General features: G+C 64.0%; 15 protein-coding genes. 5 read left to right on the plus strand and 10 right to left on the minus strand.

Annotated features, from left to right (window positions below; all coding sequences use genetic code 11):
- Window positions 1-59: 59 nt before the first annotated feature.
- From V6657_RS12245 to apbC, 6 genes are all read right to left on the minus strand, one after another.
- The gene (locus tag V6657_RS12245; protein WP_048934614.1) at window positions 60-317 is read right to left on the minus strand and encodes a twin-arginine translocation signal domain-containing protein; all 258 of its coding nucleotides are present in this window, start codon (window positions 315-317) and stop codon (window positions 60-62) included.
- A gap of 234 nt (window positions 318-551) precedes the next feature.
- Window positions 552-1,223: a molecular chaperone gene (locus V6657_RS12250; RefSeq protein WP_048934613.1), complete on the minus strand. Its 672-nt coding sequence runs from the start codon at window positions 1,221-1,223 to the stop codon at window positions 552-554.
- 32 nt (window positions 1,224-1,255) lie between these two features.
- Window positions 1,256-3,427: a 4Fe-4S binding protein gene (locus V6657_RS12255; RefSeq protein WP_048934612.1), complete on the minus strand. Its 2,172-nt coding sequence runs from the start codon at window positions 3,425-3,427 to the stop codon at window positions 1,256-1,258.
- Between the two features lie 83 nt (window positions 3,428-3,510).
- Window positions 3,511-4,074 carry a DUF3306 domain-containing protein gene (locus V6657_RS12260; RefSeq protein ID WP_048934611.1) on the minus strand — a complete coding sequence of 188 codons (564 nt, stop codon included), beginning with the start codon at window positions 4,072-4,074 and terminating at the stop codon, window positions 3,511-3,513.
- A gap of 11 nt (window positions 4,075-4,085) precedes the next feature.
- Complete coding sequence (locus V6657_RS12265) at window positions 4,086-4,616, minus strand: DUF3305 domain-containing protein (protein WP_048934610.1); 531 nt, start codon at window positions 4,614-4,616, stop codon at window positions 4,086-4,088.
- 3 nt (window positions 4,617-4,619) lie between these two features.
- Window positions 4,620-5,708, minus strand: coding sequence for an iron-sulfur cluster carrier protein ApbC (gene apbC / locus V6657_RS12270; RefSeq protein ID WP_048934672.1), 1,089 nt, complete (start codon window positions 5,706-5,708; stop codon window positions 4,620-4,622).
- 206 nt (window positions 5,709-5,914) lie between these two features.
- On the opposite strand from apbC, the gene V6657_RS12275 reads away from it, so the two are divergent.
- Both V6657_RS12275 and metG read left to right on the plus strand, forming a co-directional pair.
- Window positions 5,915-6,544 carry an OmpA family protein gene (locus tag V6657_RS12275; RefSeq protein ID WP_048934609.1) on the plus strand — a complete coding sequence of 210 codons (630 nt, stop codon included), beginning with the start codon at window positions 5,915-5,917 and terminating at the stop codon, window positions 6,542-6,544.
- A 292-nt stretch (window positions 6,545-6,836) separates the two neighbouring features.
- The gene (metG, locus tag V6657_RS12280) at window positions 6,837-8,906 is read left to right on the plus strand and encodes a methionine--tRNA ligase (protein ID WP_048934608.1); all 2,070 of its coding nucleotides are present in this window, start codon (window positions 6,837-6,839) and stop codon (window positions 8,904-8,906) included.
- Window positions 8,907-9,079: 173 nt separating this feature from the next.
- Here metG and V6657_RS12285 read toward each other — a convergent pair whose 3' ends face one another.
- Entirely contained in the window at window positions 9,080-9,427 is a 348-nt protein-coding gene (locus V6657_RS12285; protein ID WP_171017944.1) for a hypothetical protein, read from the minus strand.
- Here V6657_RS12285 and V6657_RS12290 point away from each other — a divergent pair.
- Entirely contained in the window at window positions 9,426-10,481 is a 1,056-nt protein-coding gene (locus V6657_RS12290) for an IS30 family transposase (RefSeq protein ID WP_048934607.1), read from the plus strand. The genes V6657_RS12285 and V6657_RS12290 overlap by 2 nt on opposite strands.
- Before the next feature lie 105 nt (window positions 10,482-10,586).
- Here V6657_RS12290 and V6657_RS12295 read toward each other — a convergent pair whose 3' ends face one another.
- The 3 genes from V6657_RS12295 to V6657_RS12305 all read right to left on the minus strand — a co-directional run bounded on the left by V6657_RS12295 (window position 10,587) and on the right by V6657_RS12305 (window position 16,924).
- The gene (locus V6657_RS12295; protein ID WP_048934606.1) at window positions 10,587-11,129 is read right to left on the minus strand and encodes a lipoprotein; all 543 of its coding nucleotides are present in this window, start codon (window positions 11,127-11,129) and stop codon (window positions 10,587-10,589) included.
- A gap of 96 nt (window positions 11,130-11,225) precedes the next feature.
- The gene (locus tag V6657_RS12300; protein WP_048934605.1) at window positions 11,226-15,143 is read right to left on the minus strand and encodes a translocation/assembly module TamB domain-containing protein; all 3,918 of its coding nucleotides are present in this window, start codon (window positions 15,141-15,143) and stop codon (window positions 11,226-11,228) included.
- A 2-nt stretch (window positions 15,144-15,145) separates the two neighbouring features.
- Window positions 15,146-16,924, minus strand: coding sequence for an autotransporter assembly complex family protein (locus tag V6657_RS12305; RefSeq protein ID WP_048934671.1), 1,779 nt, complete (start codon window positions 16,922-16,924; stop codon window positions 15,146-15,148).
- Window positions 16,925-17,149: 225 nt separating this feature from the next.
- On the opposite strand from V6657_RS12305, the gene V6657_RS12310 reads away from it, so the two are divergent.
- Both V6657_RS12310 and V6657_RS12315 read left to right on the plus strand, forming a co-directional pair.
- Window positions 17,150-17,338: a DUF3460 family protein gene (locus V6657_RS12310; RefSeq protein ID WP_021195639.1), complete on the plus strand. Its 189-nt coding sequence runs from the start codon at window positions 17,150-17,152 to the stop codon at window positions 17,336-17,338.
- A gap of 40 nt (window positions 17,339-17,378) precedes the next feature.
- Complete coding sequence (locus V6657_RS12315) at window positions 17,379-18,260, plus strand: ScpA family protein (RefSeq protein WP_048934604.1); 882 nt, start codon at window positions 17,379-17,381, stop codon at window positions 18,258-18,260.
- Window positions 18,261-18,288: the final 28 nt, after the last annotated feature.

Genomic DNA, 18,288 nt, shown 5'->3' on the forward strand with positions numbered 1-18,288 from the left:
GAGGATGTGGGGTGCGTGCAATGACAACAGCGGCTACAGCGGGTGCGAATGCGCCCGCGTCAGATCCACGTTGTCTTGTAGTACTTGCGGATGTGCTCGCTCAGGCGGTAGCCCGTCGCGCCATCATCGGCGGGTTCGGCCTGCGGCGTTGCCGAGGCGATGGGCGCATGCGCCAGATGGTTTGCTGTAGCGGCGGTGCCGGCAGCAGCAGCGACGGCAGCGCCCATCAGAAAACGGCGGCGTGTCGGCGCGTTGTCAGCGGACTCCGCGGATTCTGCTTGCGGACGAGCGTGAGGGACAGTGTTCGGACCTGGCATGTCGATGCTCCCCGGTTTCGTGAAACCGATGATCGAATCTAATAGGAATTATCCGACATATTTTAGAAGCAACTGTCGGGGAAAACCATGCCTGACACCCTCACCGGCTGAGTTTTCTGACGATTTGGCGACGATTTCTTTCAATCAGCCCAAATTGAACCGCCCCGCCATGACGTGGGCGGGGCCTTGCTCTTGACGGCGTGCTTATTTCTTAGGCAAATATCCGGCGTGCAGTCACGCCAATTCGAGCGCGAGCCGCTCGACTTCAAAAAACGCTTTGGCCAAACCCGCCGCATCGGCATAAAAGCGGGCACGTGGATGCTGCAACACAGCATCGCAAGCGGTGTCGACCCATAACGCCAGATGACGCTGGAAGAAGGCGCGCTGCTCCTCCACATGGGCAATGGCCGCATCGTCGCCGGCAATCAGGTAGCGCATGACCTCGCACAGAGTGGCGAGGTGGTCTTCGGTTTCGGTAATGCCTTCGGCGCGCTCCAGGCCATAGCGACGCAGATCATCGCGCAGCACCACCAGCGGCTTCTCGTTAAGGAAACCAGCCTGGTAGTACGAGCCGTACAGGAACACCTCCGGCTTGCCGACGCCGATGAACAGCTCGGTGTATTCGTCATCGGCCTGTGCCGCAGTGGTCTGGCCGGCACGCGCGACGAGGCGGCGCCAGGCCTGCGTGAGTGCGCTGCTGGCAGCGGCTTGCGCATCGGCCGGGTCAGCATCGCTGTCGCTGGCGGGCTCCAGTGGCGCTGCCGCAATCCGTTGCAGCAAGTCTGCGTCCGGCGCGTGGAAGAACAGCGTTGCCAGCAAACCATAGAGGTCTGCGCGGGCGAGATCCTCCGCACTGTCGGCGGGCGTGGCGGCGCGTTGGAATTGCAGAGGCTGGGCGTCGGTCATGGGAAACGGAAACGGGATCGGGAGTTCGCTCTTCAGTGGGTGGTGCCCGGACGTTCGCCGCGCTCCATCATGTCGATCACACGGCAGTCGCCGCACATCTTCAGGCGCTCGGCGGCGGCACCGGAGAATGCGGGATGCGCACCGAGCTTGGCCAGCATCGTGGTGATCATCTGTGCAGTGCCGAACGGCTTGCCGCAGCGGATGCAGTGGAACGGCTGTGTCTCGTTCAGCGTGACAGGCTGGCGCGCCTCGGCCGACAGGTTCAGGCGCGGCACGAGCGCGATGGCGTCTTCGGGGCACGTGGTCTCGCACAGGCCGCACTGGACGCAGTTGCGCTCGATCATCGCCAGCACTGGCCGCTCGGCCTGGTCGCGCAACGCTTGCGGGGGGCATGCCCCGACGCAGGCCATGCACAGCGTGCAGCGCTCGCGGTCCACGGTGATGGCGCCAAACGGTGCGCCGGCCGGCAGCGGAATCACAGCCTCGGTCGCTTTGGCGTGGCGGGCAAAATGGTCGAGCGCGAAGTCGAGCGTCTCGCGCTTGGCGGCAGCCACGGCGAACGTCGCAGCGGGCATGTCACGGCGGAACCCACGCAGCGAGCCGGATACGTCGGGCGCATTCAACCGGGCATCGAGCGCAGCCGGGTCGGTGACGTCAATCAGCACAACGCTCGATGCATCAGCTGGCTCACCCAGACCTTGCAGTACGGCCTGCGCCACTGCGACCTGCTCCGCGAGCATCGCCCGGTACTGCGGCGCGTCGTCTTCGGTGAGAAGGATGGCGATACGCGCGGCGCCATAGGCAAGCGCCGAGAGCCACACCTCCAGCCCGGTCGACGCCGCATGGAACACCTCGACGGGCAGCACATTCACGGGCACGCCCTGCGCGTTGCCGGTACGTGCGGCACGGCCCAGTTGCTCGATCAGTGCGCGGCCACGCTCACCGTTGTGCAGCAGAACCACTGCATCGCGCCCACCTGCCGATGCGTAGGTGTTCAGCAGCGTTTTGAGTTTGCGACCCTGGTACGGTGCGCTCGGGTACGCATAGGTGATCGCGCCGGTCGGGCACGCCGTCGTGCAGGCACCGCAGCCGACGCACAGGTTGGGTGTGACGTGCACGCTGCCGCGTCCGTCCTTCCATTGCGACGAGATCGCCGATGCGGAGCACACCTGCACGCACGCATCGCAACCCACTTGGCCGTTACGCCCATGCGCGCAGATCGATTCCTTGTACTGGAAGAACTTCGGCTTCTCGAACTCGCCCACCATCTGCAGCAGTGCGAGCGATGCCGTCAATTGACGGCCCGCATCAGCACCTGCGTGGAAGTAGCCCTGCGGTGGTTGATGCTGCGAAAAGGCTGGTGCGTCGTTCAAATCGAAGATCAGGTCGAACTGGCCAGACAGTGTTTGCGGTGCGTCCACACGCCCGAAGTCGATCGCCATGGCCTCACCACAGGCCCGTATACAGACTTCCTTGCAATCGCGGTGGTCGCGGCAGAGATCGAGATCAATCTGGTAGAGCGCGTCGATCGCGTTTTCCGGACACACATCGATACAGGCATTGCAGTGTGTGCAACGGTCCAGATCGATCGGATTGCGGTTGCGCCACTGCACGTCGAAGGCGCCAAGCCAGCCCTTGATCTCCGCCAGTTCGCCGGCGTGGACGGGCCAGCGGCGCTCCATCGGCGGCGAAAGCGGGCCAGCGGATCGATCGCGCCCGGTTGCCAGTACCGTTACGCTCAGTTGATCGGCCAAGCGCTCGGCCCACGGCATAACCCGCTCGGCGGGGCCGACGATCAGCAGGTTGCCCTCGGAGCGGTAATCGACCACGGGCACCGGGTCTGGCGCAGGCAACCCGGCCACCGCCAGCAGCGCCGCTGTCTTTGCATGAAAGCCGCGCGCATCGCGTTTGGCACCCGCTGACCACCCGCCCGTCTCGCGTATGTTCACAAAATGGATCGGCGCGGTCACACCTTCGTGTTGCGCAGCCACTTCGGCAAACAGCGCCTTCTCCTGCGTACAGGCGACGATCACGTCTTCCGTGCCGTCCAGCGCCTGCGTGAAGGCGCCGATCTCGCGGCGACACAGCAGGTGGTGCGTCTTGCCAGGCGCATCAATGGCGGCGTCGGACGCGCGCAGGGCATCGCTCACCGTATCGGCGTCGAGCGGCATGGTGTGATTGCAACTGCAGACCAGCGTGGGCATGAAATTGTGCGTATGCGCCCGCGTCTGATGCGCAGGCTATGGGGACACGGCCGTACGGTCTTCTGCCGCACGGTCCTCTTTTTTTATTCTACGGACGGTGGCTTAGCGCCGCCATGCGGGCTTGCCTGGGCGGGGTCGTCAATGACAGGCGACTCTGCCGGCTCAGGCGGCGTTTCGCTGGTCACGGTGGGTGCAGCCTCGGCGTCGAGTGGTTCGAAATCCACCCTTTTCGCCACTTCCTCGTCCAGCGGCTCGAACAACCGCAGCTCCGCCGTGTGACGCAGCTCGCGCAGCATCTCGGGCGGAATCGGGTCGGGCTGCGAGTAATCGTCGATGTAGGTGTCGAGCCCGTCCATCACATTGAAATGCGGATCGGCGAAGAGCTTCTTGAGCGCAGCGCGCTTGACGGCTTCGTCCACGCCACGCGCGACAAAAGGCGTGAAATCGTCGGCAGGTGTGAGCTTCGCGGCGTCTTCGAGCGTCAGTGGCGGCGGCGCGTCAGGCGCAGGCTCGACCGGCACCGGTTCGGGCGCTACAGCCGGCGCAGACACCACCTCGGCAGGCGGCGCGGCCTCCGGCTCGGGCTCGCCGCGCCGTTCCGCCGTCTTACGGCGCGACCAGCGCGAGAGGAAGGATTCGTCGCTCACGGCAGCCTCGCTCAGAACTTCGCGCGGTCTTCCGGCGACAGGAACGACTCCGGCCGGCGCCGCTTCTTCGGCTCGGGCCGGTAGTTCTCGGCCACGTATGCCTGCAGCCACTCCAGCGCGGCGGCGTCCAGCGGCACGTTCTCGACTGTTTCGCCGCCGTCGAGCCAGCGACCCGCCTCGTTGTAGCTCACCGAGACCGTATGCGGAATCGCCCGGCCCTCATCGTCCGTGCCCGCTTCGCCCAGGCGCCACAGCACGAACCAGCAAGGCGCGGCGGAGGTCACGTTCAAGTAGTAGCCTTCGGCTTCGTCGCGGAACAGCGTGACGGTGAAGCCGGGCGTGAGCCAGCGTTCCTCAGTGTCCGAGCGATCGAGACAGCGCGGTTCGCTGCCGTACTCGCCCAGATCCGGCACGACGGCCTCCAGCCGCCACTGAAACGGCTGCCAGCGGTTGGCGGTCGGGCGGCGGCACAACACCACCGCCATCCTCACGGACGGGCGCTCCACCTGACGATCATTGGGCAGCGGCTCGGTGGTATCCATGGCTTACGTGTTCTGCACGACGATCGACGGGAACTTGCTCGTCATGTCCTTCGCCTTCTCGGCCACGGCAATGGCGACGCGGCGCGCAATCTGCTTGTAAACGCCGGCAATCGCGCCGTCGGGGTCGGCCACCACGGTCGGGCGGCCTGAATCGGCCTGCTCGCGGATCGACAGATTCAGCGGCAGACTGCCCAGGAACGGCACGCCGTACTGTTCGCACATCTTCTCGCCGCCACCCGCGCCGAAGATGTGCTCGGTATGGCCGCAATTCGGGCAGCAGTACACCGCCATGTTCTCGACCACGCCGATGATGGGAATGCCCACCTTCTCGAACATCTTCAGGCCCTTCTTGGCGTCGAGCAGCGCGATGTCCTGCGGCGTGGTGACGATCACCGCGCCCGTCACAGGCACCTTCTGCGACAGCGTGAGCTGGATATCGCCCGTGCCCGGCGGCATGTCGACGATGAGGTAGTCCAGATCGCGCCAGTTGGTCTGCTTGAGCAGTTGCTCCAGGGCGGAGGTGACCATCGGGCCGCGCCAGACCATCGGGTTGTCCTGCTCGATCAGGAAGCCGATCGAGTTGGCCTGGATGCCGTGGCCTTCCATCGGCTCCATGGTCTTGCCATCGGCGGACTCCGGCTGGCCCTGGATGCCGAGCATCATCGGCTGGCTTGGGCCGTAGATGTCGGCGTCCAGAATGCCGACGTTCGCGCCTTCAGCGGCCAGCGCCAGCGCCAGGTTCACGGCGGTGGTCGACTTGCCCACCCCGCCCTTGCCCGACGCCACGGCAATGATGTTCTTCACATTCGGCATCAGATGCACACCGCGCTGCACCGCGTGCGCGACGATCTTCATCGACACCTGCACGCTCACGTTTTCGACACCTTGCACCTGACGCAGCGCCCCGATCACCAGCTTGCGGATCACGTCGAACTGGCTTTTGGCCGGGTAGCCGAGTTCAACGTCGAGCGATACCTCGCCGCCGTCAACCCGGACGTTGCGCACCGATTTGGACGACACAAGGTCACGCTCGGTATTGGGATCCACCACGCCGCGCAGGGCTTCGGTGATCTGTTCGACGGTTACGCTCAACATTGACTCCACAAATCTAATGCAAATGGGGGAAGGGCCAACGATTGCCCGACATGAACTTTGTCGGGTCCTGGCCACTCTATGTACTGTTTTGCTATTGTATTTTGCCGGCGCGACATTCGTCCGATTCCCCCCATATATTCCTAGGCCACGCCGGCCATCGGCAGACCAAACAAGAACCGATCCCGTTATTTGTAGGAGAAACCATGAAAGCCAAGCTTATTTCCGTCTCACTCGTCGCCCTGCTGGCGGCCGGCTGTGCCACCGAGCAGCAGAACAACACCGCCGTTGGCACGGGTGTTGGCGCAGCTGTGGGCGCGGGCATCGGCGCACTGGTGGGCAACGGCAAGGGTGCAGCCATCGGCGGCGCACTGGGCGCAGCTGCTGGCGCAGCCGCCGGTTACAACTGGAGCGCCATCAAGTCCAAGCTGGCCGGCGATACGGCTGGCACGGGCACGCAAATTTCGGAGCAGCCTGACGGCTCGCTTAAGCTGAACATTCCGAGCCAGGTCTCGTTTGATACCGACAGCGCCGTGATCAAGCCGTCGTTCCGCGGCGCGCTGGATAGCGTTGCACAGACGCTCACGGCAAATCCGGAGCTCGCCGCCAATGTGGTCGGCCACACGGATAGTACCGGCAACGCCAACTACAACATGACGCTGTCGCAGAAGCGCGCCCAAAGCGTGGCGAGCTATCTGACCGACCGCGGCGTCGCACGCAACCGCCTGGCCGCTGAAGGCCGTGGCCAGACGCAGCCGGTTGCCGACAACGCCACCGAGGCCGGCCGGGCACAAAATCGCCGCGTCGAAATTTATTTGAAACCAATTCAGGGATGACCCAGTCATAGAGAACAGGTACCGCTTGCTGCGCATTGCTGGCTCGCGATGTGTGGCTGACCTCCCGGGCGGTACCTGATTTCTCCTCCTTTTCCGTTGTGGAAAGCTGCGCCGGCTCTGACCGGCGCTTTTTTTTGGATCACGCAACCTGCGACGTCCTGCCGCAGCTTCCAAGCTTCAGATTCCCACCATTCGTCGCACACCGGCCCCGGGCCGCCGAGCGCGCTAAAATACACGTTTCTCCGCGCACCGCTCCTTTTCTGCGGCCCGCCCGCACCTTTCTGGCCTGCCCATGTCCGAACGTCGCATCCTCGTCACTTCCGCCCTGCCCTATGCCAACGGGCCGATCCACATCGGTCACCTGGTCGAGTACATCCAGACCGACATCTGGGTGCGTTTCCAACGCATGCGCGGGCACGAAACCTACTATGTGGGCGCCGACGATACACACGGCACGCCCGTCATGCTGCGCGCCGAGAAGGAAGGCCTGACCCCGCGCCAGTTGATCGAGCGCGTCTGGACCGAGCACAAGCGCGACTTCGATAACTTCCTGATCTCGTTCGACAACTACTACAGCACCGACTCTGACGAGAACAAGGAGCTGTCTGAGCGCATCTACCTGCAGCTCAAGGAAAACGGCCTGATCGACGTGCGCGAGGTCGAGCAGTTCTACGACCCGGTCAAGGAAATGTTCCTGCCGGACCGCTTCATCAAGGGCGAGTGCCCGAAGTGCGGCGCGAAAGACCAGTACGGCGATTCGTGCGAAGTCTGCGGCGCGACCTACCAGCCGACCGACCTGAAGAACCCGTACTCCGTGGTGTCGGGCGCAACGCCGGTGCGCAAGTCGTCGGAACACTACTTCTTCAAGCTGTCCGACCCGCGCTGCGAAAACTTCCTGCGTGAGTGGGTGGCCGATCTGGCCCAGCCCGAAGCCACCAACAAGATGCGCGAGTGGCTTGGCGACGAAGGCGAGGCCAAGCTGTCGGACTGGGACATCTCGCGTGACGCACCGTACTTCGGCTTCGAAATTCCGGGCGCACCGGGCAAGTACTTCTATGTGTGGCTGGACGCGCCGGTCGGCTACTACGCCAGCTTCAAGAACCTGAGCGCGAAGCTTGGCCTCGACTTCGAATCGTGGATCAGCGCGCATTCGACCACCGAGCAGTACCACTTCATCGGCAAGGACATCCTGTATTTCCACACGCTGTTCTGGCCGGCGATGCTCAAGTTCTCGGGCCACCGCACGCCGACCAACGTGTTCGCGCACGGTTTCCTGACCGTGGACGGCGCCAAGATGAGCAAGTCGCGCGGCACCTTCATCACCGCGCAGAGCTACATCGACACGGGCCTGAATCCGGAATGGCTGCGCTACTACTTCGCCGCCAAGCTGAACGCGACAATGGAAGACCTGGACCTGAACCTGGACGACTTCATCGCCCGTGTGAACAGTGACCTGGTCGGCAAGTTCGTCAACATCGCGAGCCGCTCGGCGGGCTTCCTGGTCAAGCGCTTTGACGGCCGCGTGAGCGATGCCGCCCTGGGCCATCCGCTGATGGTGCAACTGCGTGAAGCCGCTCCGCAAGTCGCCGACCTGTACGAGAAACGCGAGTACAGCAAGGCCCTGCGTGCGGTGATGGAGCTGGCCGACGCCGTCAACGCGTTCGTCGACACCGAAAAGCCGTGGGACCTTGCCAAGGACGAAGCCAACCGCGAGAAGCTGCACGCCGCGTGCTCCGTGGCGCTCGAAGCCTTCCGCCTGCTGGCCGTGTACCTCAAGCCGATCCTGCCGACCACGGTGGAGCGTATCGAAGCGTTCCTGAACGTTGAACCGCTGACCTGGCGCGCGATTGATTCGGCACTGTCGTCGGCCAAGCCGATCCAGCCGTATTCGCACCTGATGACGCGCGTGGACAAGAAGCAGGTCGATGCGCTGGTCGAAGCGAATCGTCAGTCGCTGCAGGCTACTGCGGATGCGCCGGTTGCTGCCGCCAACGGTGTTGCCACCATTGAGCCGATGGCTGAGACCATTACCATCGATGACTTCGCCAAGATTGACCTGCGTGTGGCCAGGATCGTCGCTTGCCAGCGCGTGGAAGGGTCGAACAAGCTGCTGCAGCTTACGCTGGATGTGGGTGAAGGTCAGACGCGCAATGTGTTCTCGGGGATTCAATCGGCGTATGCGCCGGAAGACCTGGTGGGCAAGCTGACTGTGATGGTTGCCAACCTCGCGCCTCGCAAGATGAAGTTTGGGATGTCGGAAGGGATGGTGTTGGCGGCTTCTGCTGCTGATGAGAAGGCTCAGCCGGGCCTCTACATCCTTGAGCCGCATTCTGGTGCTGTGCCGGGCATGCGGGTGCGTTGATTTGGTTTGATTGGGGTGGGCCTTGCTGGTCCATCCCTTGTTTCATCCCCTGCCGGGGCTGACTCACTTTCTTTGTCTTGCCAAAGAAAGTAAGCAAAGAAAGGCGCGCCCGATGCGGCGACAGACTCCTTGAATTTATGTCGCAAGGAGGGGAAGGGAAAAACTCGCTGCGCTCAGACAGTTTCCCTTCCTTTTTCCTCCTTGCAACAGAAATTCAAGGCGCCCCATAGGGCAGGGAAAGTCAAAGGCAAAAAGCCAAACCATCTGGATGCCAGCCAGAACGACAAAGGCCAACCTCGCGACGGGTTGGCCTTTTTCTTTTGACGTTGAGCCCTTGATGGCGCCTTGGATTTTTGTTGCGGGGAGGATAAAGAAGGGAGGCTGTCTGAGCGCAGCGAGTTTGCCTCCCTTCCCTCCCCGCGACAAAAATCCAAGGAGGGGGTCGCCATCTCGGGGGCGCCTTTCTTTTGCTTGGCGGTTTCAAGCAGCAAGTGCAACACGTTATCTAGGATGTGTTGCATGGGACGAAGCTACGAACACCTGGGCGCCGAGGAGCGAGGCGCGATCTTCGCGATGAAACTGGAGGAGCGCAGCACGCGAGAGATTGCGCGCGCACTGCAGCGCTCACCGAGCACGATCAGTCGCGAGCTTCGGCGCAACGGCTGGAGGCCTGAACACGAGCGCACAGCGATGGGACGGCCCACAATAGCCGGTGGCTACAATGCGGTGCGCGCCGGTCAGCGAGCCTCCCGATTGCGACGCAAGCCGCGTCGCGAACGCAAGCTGCGCCGGCAAGGTGCGCTGTGGCCTGAGGTGCGCCAGTACTTGGAGAGAGGCTTCTCGCCAGAGCAGGTGGCCGCGCAACTCAAACGTGTCCACCCCGGTGAGCCTGCCTTGAACGTCTCGCACGAAACGATCTACCACGCGATCTACGCTGCTCCACGCGGCGCACTGCGGCGCGAGTTGGTGAGCTTGTTGAGGCAGGCGCATGGCGCTCGCAAGCCGCGCTCGCGCGGGCAGCTTACCGACATGGTGAGCATCCATGTGCGCCCACCCGAGGCCAATGACCGATTGATCCCGGGACACTGGGAGGGGGACCTGATCAAGGGAGCTGGCAACCGTTCGGCGGTCGGCACGCTGATCGATCGCAGCACGCTGTTCCTGATGTTGGTGAAGATCGATGGCAGTACCGCTGAGGCCGCCTTGCACGCTTACAGCGCGGCGTTCGCGCCACTGCCTGAGGAACTGCGAAAAACCCTGACGTATGACCAGGGCAAGGAAATGGCATTGCATCGCAAGCTGGCCGAAGCCACTGGCATCCGCATCTACTTCTGTGATCCGCACAGCCCCTGGCAGCGCGGCATCTGCGAGAACACGAATGGGCTGCTGCGTCAGTACTTGCCAAAGGGCACAGACCTGTCGGTGCTCTCCCAGCGCCTGCTTGACGCGATTGCGCTGCTGATGAACACCCGTCCGCGCAAAACGCTCGGCTGGCGCACCCCGGCCGAGGCCTTCATTGAGAACTGCGCTAAGCAGGGCATTGTGATTGACCCCGCTGTTGCACTTGGTACTTGAAACCGCCCTTACTTTTCTTTGGCAAGACAAAGAAAAGTGAGTCGTGCCCGGCAGGGTACGAAACAGGGATGCACCACAAGAACATCCCCTTAGCAGAGGCTCCAACTACCCCCCATTCAACCGGTTATCGCTCCGAGAAGTCGTAGTCACCTTCCCATCCGGCCCAAAGTGGACATTGAAGAACGCCTTCTCAGTCGGGCTCTCCATCCACCGGTATCCCCACACCTCTTCCTGCTTCAGCTTGAACGCCTCCACCTTGCCCGGCTTGCCGAGCATCCGGCGGATGTCATCCTTGCTTTGCCCAACCCGCACACGCCCAAAGTTCTCGGCGGTGAGCACCTGCTCAATCTTGCCGACATGGCCATCGGGAGAAATCGTCACCATCCACGTAGACGTCCCTTCCGGCCCACGCGGGTACTCCAGCTGCCGCGTACCCCCCTCGTTCTCCCAGATCATCTCGGGCTCGCCCGCTGTGGCCTTCACATCGGCCTCGGTCGACTGCCCGGCAACGATGTCCTTGAACAGCAGGTTGTCCGGTTTGGCCGATTGCCACACCCGCTTGGCCGCCTCCCCCGCGCGATCGACAGCCTGGTCGACCTTCTGCTGATCGCAACCAAACAACCCGAGCAATGACGTCAGAATGCCCATGGTGACTCCCACTTGTGCGAGTTGACGACGATGCGGCATGGAACCCCCTCGTTCAAAACGTAGATCCGTCGCCATTCTGGCAGCCGGACCGCCCGATTACCAACGCTTGTTGAACAGCACCGAAGCACCGTTGATCGTGCCGCCACGTGCCACGACCGACCATCTCCGTGAGAATTGCCACGTCATCTTGACGATGGAATCCGCGGTCGACAGGCTTTGCTCGTAGCCCACGGTGATGCTCTCGGAGATGGCCTTGCCCAGGCTCACCACCTGCGGATCGGTCAGGCCCGAAGTCGACGCCCCGATCGAAAACTCATCCAGCCCGAAGCGCCGCGCCACATTCTTGCCCGCCACATTGCCCAGCAGCCCAAGCGCTGCGCCGGACATCGCCTGCTGCTGGCCCAGACCAGCGTTGGATGCGCTATAGCCGAACATCAGCCACGAGAGCTTGTCTTCATCCGGCACGTTCGGTTCGGAGACCAGCTTCACGCGTGGCTGGCGCACCGTGCCGGTCACCTGCACGCCGGCCTCAACCTCCTGGTTGCGGCGCATGGCAGTGATGTTGAACGACGGGTTGTTGATCGGCCCAGTGAAGTTCAGCACGCCCTGATCGATGGCCAGCTTGCGGCCGAACGCTTCATAGGTACTACCTTGGCGCACATAAATCGTGCCAGTGCCACGCAACGGCACCAGCGGCTCGCTATGCACCGTCATCTGGCCGCCCAGCGAAAGGTCGGCACCCGCGCCCTTGAAGCGGAAGTTGTCGCCAAAGTCGACATCGACGTTGATGACCGGGCTGAAGCGGCCGGCAGGCTTTTCTTCGCGCTTGACGCCACGCTCGGCCTGATTGCGGGCGGCATCGGCACGACGCACGATGACCACGTCATCGCCAAGTGCGGGCGCGCCGTCCTTGGGCAGATCGAACAGGCCGCGGTCGACCTTGAACTTGCCGGTAATGCCCACGCGGTCGTTGTCGTTGGCAATGCGCGCCTGGCCCGACAGCACCAGCGTGCGATCCGGATCGGCAAAGAGCTGCAGCTTGTCGGCAACGATGGAGCCGCTCAGGTTGGGGTTGGCCTCGCCGAGCTGCACGCGGCCCTTCGCGCGCACCGTGCCGTCGCCGCCGTAGAACACCACGTCCTGCAGGTCGACCACGTTCTGGTCCAGCGCCACGCGCACCACGCCCTTGGTCAGGCGGATGCCCTGGTCGTACAGCGCCACCTCGATGTCCTGTCCGGTCAGGAAGCCGCTGATCTTGGGCGCACCAACCGTGCCGGCAAACTGCAGGCTGGCCGCAAGCTGGCCATCGGTTGCAACGTCAGGGCCGAGCAGGTCGCCGATGCCTTTGAGATGCGGCAGGCTGATGGTCAGCCCGCCTGTCAATGGTGAGGCCGGCGACATCAGCGCCAGTGCACCTGGCGCAGCATCGCGCGTCAGTCCGATACCGGCATCGAGGTAAAGGTTGCCAACGCGCGTCGACTGCACATCGCCGCGCAATGCCAGCCGCATGCCCTCGCCGCGCGCCTCCACCACCAGCACGGTCAACCCCAGCGGCGTGAATCCGCGGCCTGCGTTGATCGACAGATCACCGCTGCGACGGGCAAAGCGCGCCGTACCGGTTGCCGTACCGCCGAGGTCCAGATCCCATTGGCCATCGATGACGAGATCCGTCCGCACCGGAGGTGCCTGGCCCGTCCACGTACGCACCAGTTCCAGAACGCGTGCGATCTGCAATCCATCGACACGGCCAGCGCTGCGCAGATGGCCCTGGTTGGATTCCACGCGCTCGATGTGGATAGGCGTCTGATCCAGCGTCAGATCTGCGCGGCCGATCATCAAGCGACTCGGCGCCACCGACACACGTACCGGCGCCGTCAGTTGGAGGTTGGGCGCGCCCTGCGCCGACAGCGTGGAGATCGTGCCGTCCCACGCATCACCGTCTTTACCGGGCGTCAGTGCGCCATCACCAGCCAGCGCGAACTTGAACGGCTGGCTTCGCACGTTGCCGTCGGCATCGGCGCGGAAGCGGTGGGCGCGACGCGTACCGTCCAACGTGGCGTGCACTTCGCGCAATGACACACTCGGGGCCGTCACACGCTGCGCGGTCAGCTCGAACTGCAGCGGCCCGTCGATCCCGTCCCGCATCTGCGCACGGCCGTTCGCCAGTTCGATCTTGTTGCCCTGATAGGCAAGCTGCTGCGCGCGGAAGGTGGCGTCCACCTGCGGGCGCTTGATCGTGCCGGACACGTCGCCAGACAGGGTGAGCGCCCCGCTCACGCCAAGCTGCAGGCGCGCGAGCTGTGGCGCGTCAACCTCCACGTGCAGGCGGTCGCCCGCAGCGCCAAAGCTGCCGCGCAGGCTGGCCTTGTTGCCGGCCACATCCAGCTTGGCGTCGCTCGGCAGCAGGCGCATCAATTCGTCAACCTTGCGCAGGTGGACGTTGCCGTCGCCCGTCATCGGCAAACCGGCGTAGTCGCTGTTGCGCACCGCAAACTTGATCGCCGCATCGATCGGCTCACCCAGCGTGCCGCGTGCATCAAAGGTTGCGTTGATACGGCCCTTGGCCACCTTGGCCAGGCGCGACGGGTCAAACTCCGCGAGGTCGCCCTTGAAGGCGAACGACTGCACGTCGTCATGCTTGAGCGCGCCCGCCAGCGTCAATCGTGAGCGGCCCAGCGACACCTGCGCACTCTCCACGGCCACCTGCGCCGCGTCGAGCACCGCCTTGGCCTGCGCACGCATGTCACCGCCGGCAAGATCCAGCGCCACATGCTGCGTACCGCCCGCAAAGTCCACGGTGATGGGGCCGGCGAGCTTCGTTTTCTCCAGCGACGCGTGCAGCGCCTGCAAGTCGAGCTGGCGCACATCCACTCGCAACGTGCCGTGGCCCTTCTTCACATCCGCGCTGCCAGTCAGTTGCGCGCCGCCCAGCAGGCGCACATCCAAGCCGGTGAGTTGCTGATCGTCTTCGTTCAGTCGCACCTGTGCGCGCAAGGATTGCAGCGGCAGTTTCTGCTTGTCGAGCGTGCCGGCCTGGGCGTTGTCGATCTGGATGGGGCCGGCGACCGTCAGCGTCTTGGCTTTCTCATCCGGGCGCAGATCGGCGTGGATGGTGAGCGAGGCCTCCGGCGCGCCCGGCGCAAACGCACGCGGGTTCACGTGGTCTGCAGACACAACCGCACGCGAAAGCGGCAGCACGCCAAACGGCGTGGCATCGATCTGCGCCTGCGCAGTCAGCTTGGCACCGGTGCCGGTCGCGTCGATATGCAGCGCTTCCAACGAGCCCGAAAGCTGCGCCGACACCGACGCATCCTGCTTCTGCCCGTTCGCTTCGAACTGCGTGGCCAGCGTGGCCGCGCCCGTGAGCGGGTACGGCCGCGTGCCCGTCATGCGCAGCGTGGCCGCCAGCTTGCCGGCGGGCGTTTCCATCCCGTCGAGCAGCACGTTGTGATGCGTGCCATCGGTGTGCAGGCTGCCGGCAATCGATTTGAGTTCGGTAGTCGACGTGCCCTCGCGTATGGCGAGGCGGTCTACGGCCAGCCGATCCACGTCCAGCGCCAGCGGCAACACCAATGAAGCAGGTGGCCCGCTCGGCGGTGTTGGTGGCGTCGGGTGCAGGATCACCTCGACACTGCCCGCTGTGAGATACGCAAAGTGGGCATGCCACGGCCCGCGTGTGATGGTCCAGCGGCCTTCCACGTGGTCGATGCGCACTTCGGTGCTGCCCGCACGCACATGCACGTCACGTAGCGACAGCCCTTCGCGCAACGTGCCACCGGCCAGCTTGCCCGATACGTAGTCGTGGCCGAAACGCGTGGCAAGCGACCACAACTGTGCCGTGCCCGTCGGCGAGTGAATGGCCCAGGCCAGCCAGCCGGCAACACCAAGCACGATTACCAGCACAAGAGCGACGAGGCCGCCCAGCCAGCGAGCTAGACGACGGCCCCAGCCGCGCTTGGGCTTCGGCGCTTCGGGTTGGGTGGATGCAGGCGTCTGAGAGTCAGTCATGGTCATGCTCAGAACGCGATACCCAGCGATACGCTCGGCCGGAATTGCCTCTGCTGGATACCGTAGGCCAAGTCGAGCTGGATCGGCCCGACCGGGCTCTTCCAGCGCACGCCCACGCCCACGCCGTTGAACCAGCGGCGCTCCGACCAGTTGTCGGTGGCGGTACCGGTATCCCAGAACACCGCGCCGCCCCACTGCGGCAGGAACCAGCGCTGGTACTCCAGCCCGCCCGTCGCAAGGAATTTCGTCGGCAGCGTACTGCCGTTGACCTCGTTGCCGATGCTCTGGAAGTCGTAGCCGCGCACCGACTGCGTGCCGCCCGTACGGAAACGCAGCGTGGCCGGCACGCCATCACCCGCGCCACCAGTAATGACCGCGCCCAGTTCTGCCCGCGCGACAAAAATGTCGCGCTGCCCGACCGGCACGAACTGGCGAATGCGGCTATACGAGCGCACAAACGTTTGGTCCGTCAGGAAGCCCTTCACCGCCGCGCCGATCTGCGTGGTGATGATGTTGCCCCGGCGCGGGAACAGCGGGTCGTCCACGTCGCGACGCGTCCAGGCGAAGCCGGGTACCAGCGCCTTGCTCAACTGGCGCTCGGCGCCTTCGGGGCGCAGGTCGTCATAGTAGAAGTCGATGGTGAACGAGGTCTCGTAGATGCCGCGTACGCGCGTCTGTTTGAAGCCTGAGCGATAGCTGCGCGTCTCGGTGCCCGAGGTGTCGGTGCGATCCATGCTGCTGTAGAGGCTGTTGACGTACTGCTTCTCGTCGGGCGGCAGGGTCACGCCGGCAAACAGATACTGCCGGCGCTGCTCGATGCGCGCCTGGGTGTCGAGCACCCAAGCCTTGTTGAACAGATTCAGGTATTGATAGCGCCCTTCCACCGAGGCCCCCGTGTCCGTGCCATAGCCGACACCGCTGGTGAGGCGGTTGGGCGGGTACTCACGCACGCGCACACGTACCGGCGCGTTGACGGGGTCTTTCGGATCGTCGCCCAGGTCGACAACGGCGTTGGCGAAGTACGGCTGGCCCTGGATGGCGGCCTGCAATGCCTGCAGGCGGTCGGCGGAGTAATCCTCGCCCACGCGCAGTGGATTGACGTTGGTGATGATGCTGCGCGGATAGCGCGTCAAACCCTGTACATCCAGTGGCCCCAGCGTGTAGGCTGGGCCGCTGTCATAGGAAACGGACAGATCCGCCTTGTTCTCGTCCGGATCCACACGCGCTTGCGACGCCGTCTGCTTGGCCGCGTAATAACGCTTGCTCTGCAGCGCAGCCAGGCTGTCGTCCTTGGCCTTGTCCCAGCCGGACTGGCGGAACGCCATCTCCTTCTGCAAGCCCCAGGCCTTCTTCAATTCTTCGATGCGCTTGGGGTCCTGCGTGATCGCGCCGTTGAAATCCAGCGCCACGCTGTCGATGGTGGTGCGCAGGCCGGGCTCGACCTTCACACGCACGACACGGTGATCCGGCGGCCCCTCCATGCTGGCAGTGGCCTTGGGCACGAAGTAACCCTCGGTGGCTGTCAGCTTGGTGACCTGGTCGCCGATGGTCTCCATCATGTACTGCAGCTGGTCGTCGGTGATGTCCTTGCGATCCTGGTAGCGCGACAGATCAAGATGGCGCTCCAGCAGGTCGCGGATGGCCTTGGGCGCCTCGATCTTGACGTCGTACTCGGCACAGGCCGGTGCGCACGCGAGCGACAGGGCGATGCCGGCCGCGAGCACAGCGGCATAGGCAGCAGAAAAACGAAAGCGAGACGGTCGTGACGGTCGATGAGGGCCGGTCATCGTGGCAAGCATGGCGCCGCCCCACGGGCCGGCTAAGTCAAAGGAAAGGCGTATTTGACCATACCGACCCCGGCAGGTGCCCAGGCAAATGCAACGAATACTGGCTTTCGGATCAATCCGAAGGGTTCCGAGTGCGCCGTGCCCGTCGGCCAATACGGTAAAATGCGCCGTTTTCCGCCCGGGAACCTCCCGTGCGGGCCGGATCACCCAATATCACTGACTGCCATGGCCCTGTATAAGTCCGAGATCACCCAGTTCCTGGAAGAACTCAAGACCCAGAAGCCCGACCTGGAAGCGCAACAGCGCCAAGGCCGCTCGCTGCTGTGGGACAAGGACCCGATCGACCTGGACGAACGCACCCGCGCCCAGGCAGCACGCGTGGCACAAAAGCCGTACGTCTACTCGCTGGACTGATCGGCAAGCCGATCCCCCAGGTCCCGAGGCCCGCCGCCGCATGACCACTTCTGCGCAGGACAAGCTGCCGCTGCCCGTCGAATTGCCCAGCGTGGCACCCGAGCAGGACTCCACGCCGGTACAGGTCGACGGTCTGGCCTTCGCGCGGCTATACGGCGAGCCGCTGTTCAAGCTCCCGCAAGATCTCTACATTCCGCCCGATGCGCTCGAAGTGTTTCTCGAGGCGTTTGAAGGGCCGCTGGACTTGCTGCTGTACCTGATCCGGCGCCAGAACTTCAACGTGCTGGACATTCCGCTGGCGCAAGTCACGCGGCAGTACCTGGCCTACATCGAGCAGATCCGCGCGACCAACCTGGAGCTGGCCGCCGAATACCTGCTGATGGCGGCCATGCTGATCGAGATCAAGTCGCGCATGCTGCTGCCGGTCAAGAAGACCGACTCCGGCGAAGAACCCGAAGACCCGCGCGCCGAACTGGTGCGCCGCCTGCTCGAATACGAGCAGATGAAGCTCGCCGCGCAAAAGCTCGACACGCTGCCGCAACTCGGCCGCGACTTCCTGCGTGCCCAGGTCTACATCGAGCAGAGCCTGGCGCCGCGTTACCCCGACGTCAATTCCGACGACCTGCGCGTCGCGTGGGCCGACGTGCTGCGCCGGGCCAAGCTCACGCAGCACCACAAGATCTCGCGCGAAGAGCTGTCCGTGCGGGAGCACATGAGCCAGATCCTGCGTAAGCTGCAGCATGCGCGGTTCATGGAGTTCACCGAGCTGTTTGAAGAAGCGATCCAGTCCGGCAAGGGCGCGCCCATCGTGGTGGTCAACTTTGTCGCCATGCTGGAGCTCTCGCGTGAATCGCTGCTGGAGATCACCCAGGCGGAACCGTACGCGCCCATCTACGTGCGCCTCGCCTATTCCCCGACGTAATTCGGCCACCACATCCGGCCAAAGTCAG

Source organism: Ralstonia sp. RRA, assembly GCF_037023145.1.
Taxonomy (GTDB): domain Bacteria; phylum Pseudomonadota; class Gammaproteobacteria; order Burkholderiales; family Burkholderiaceae; genus Ralstonia.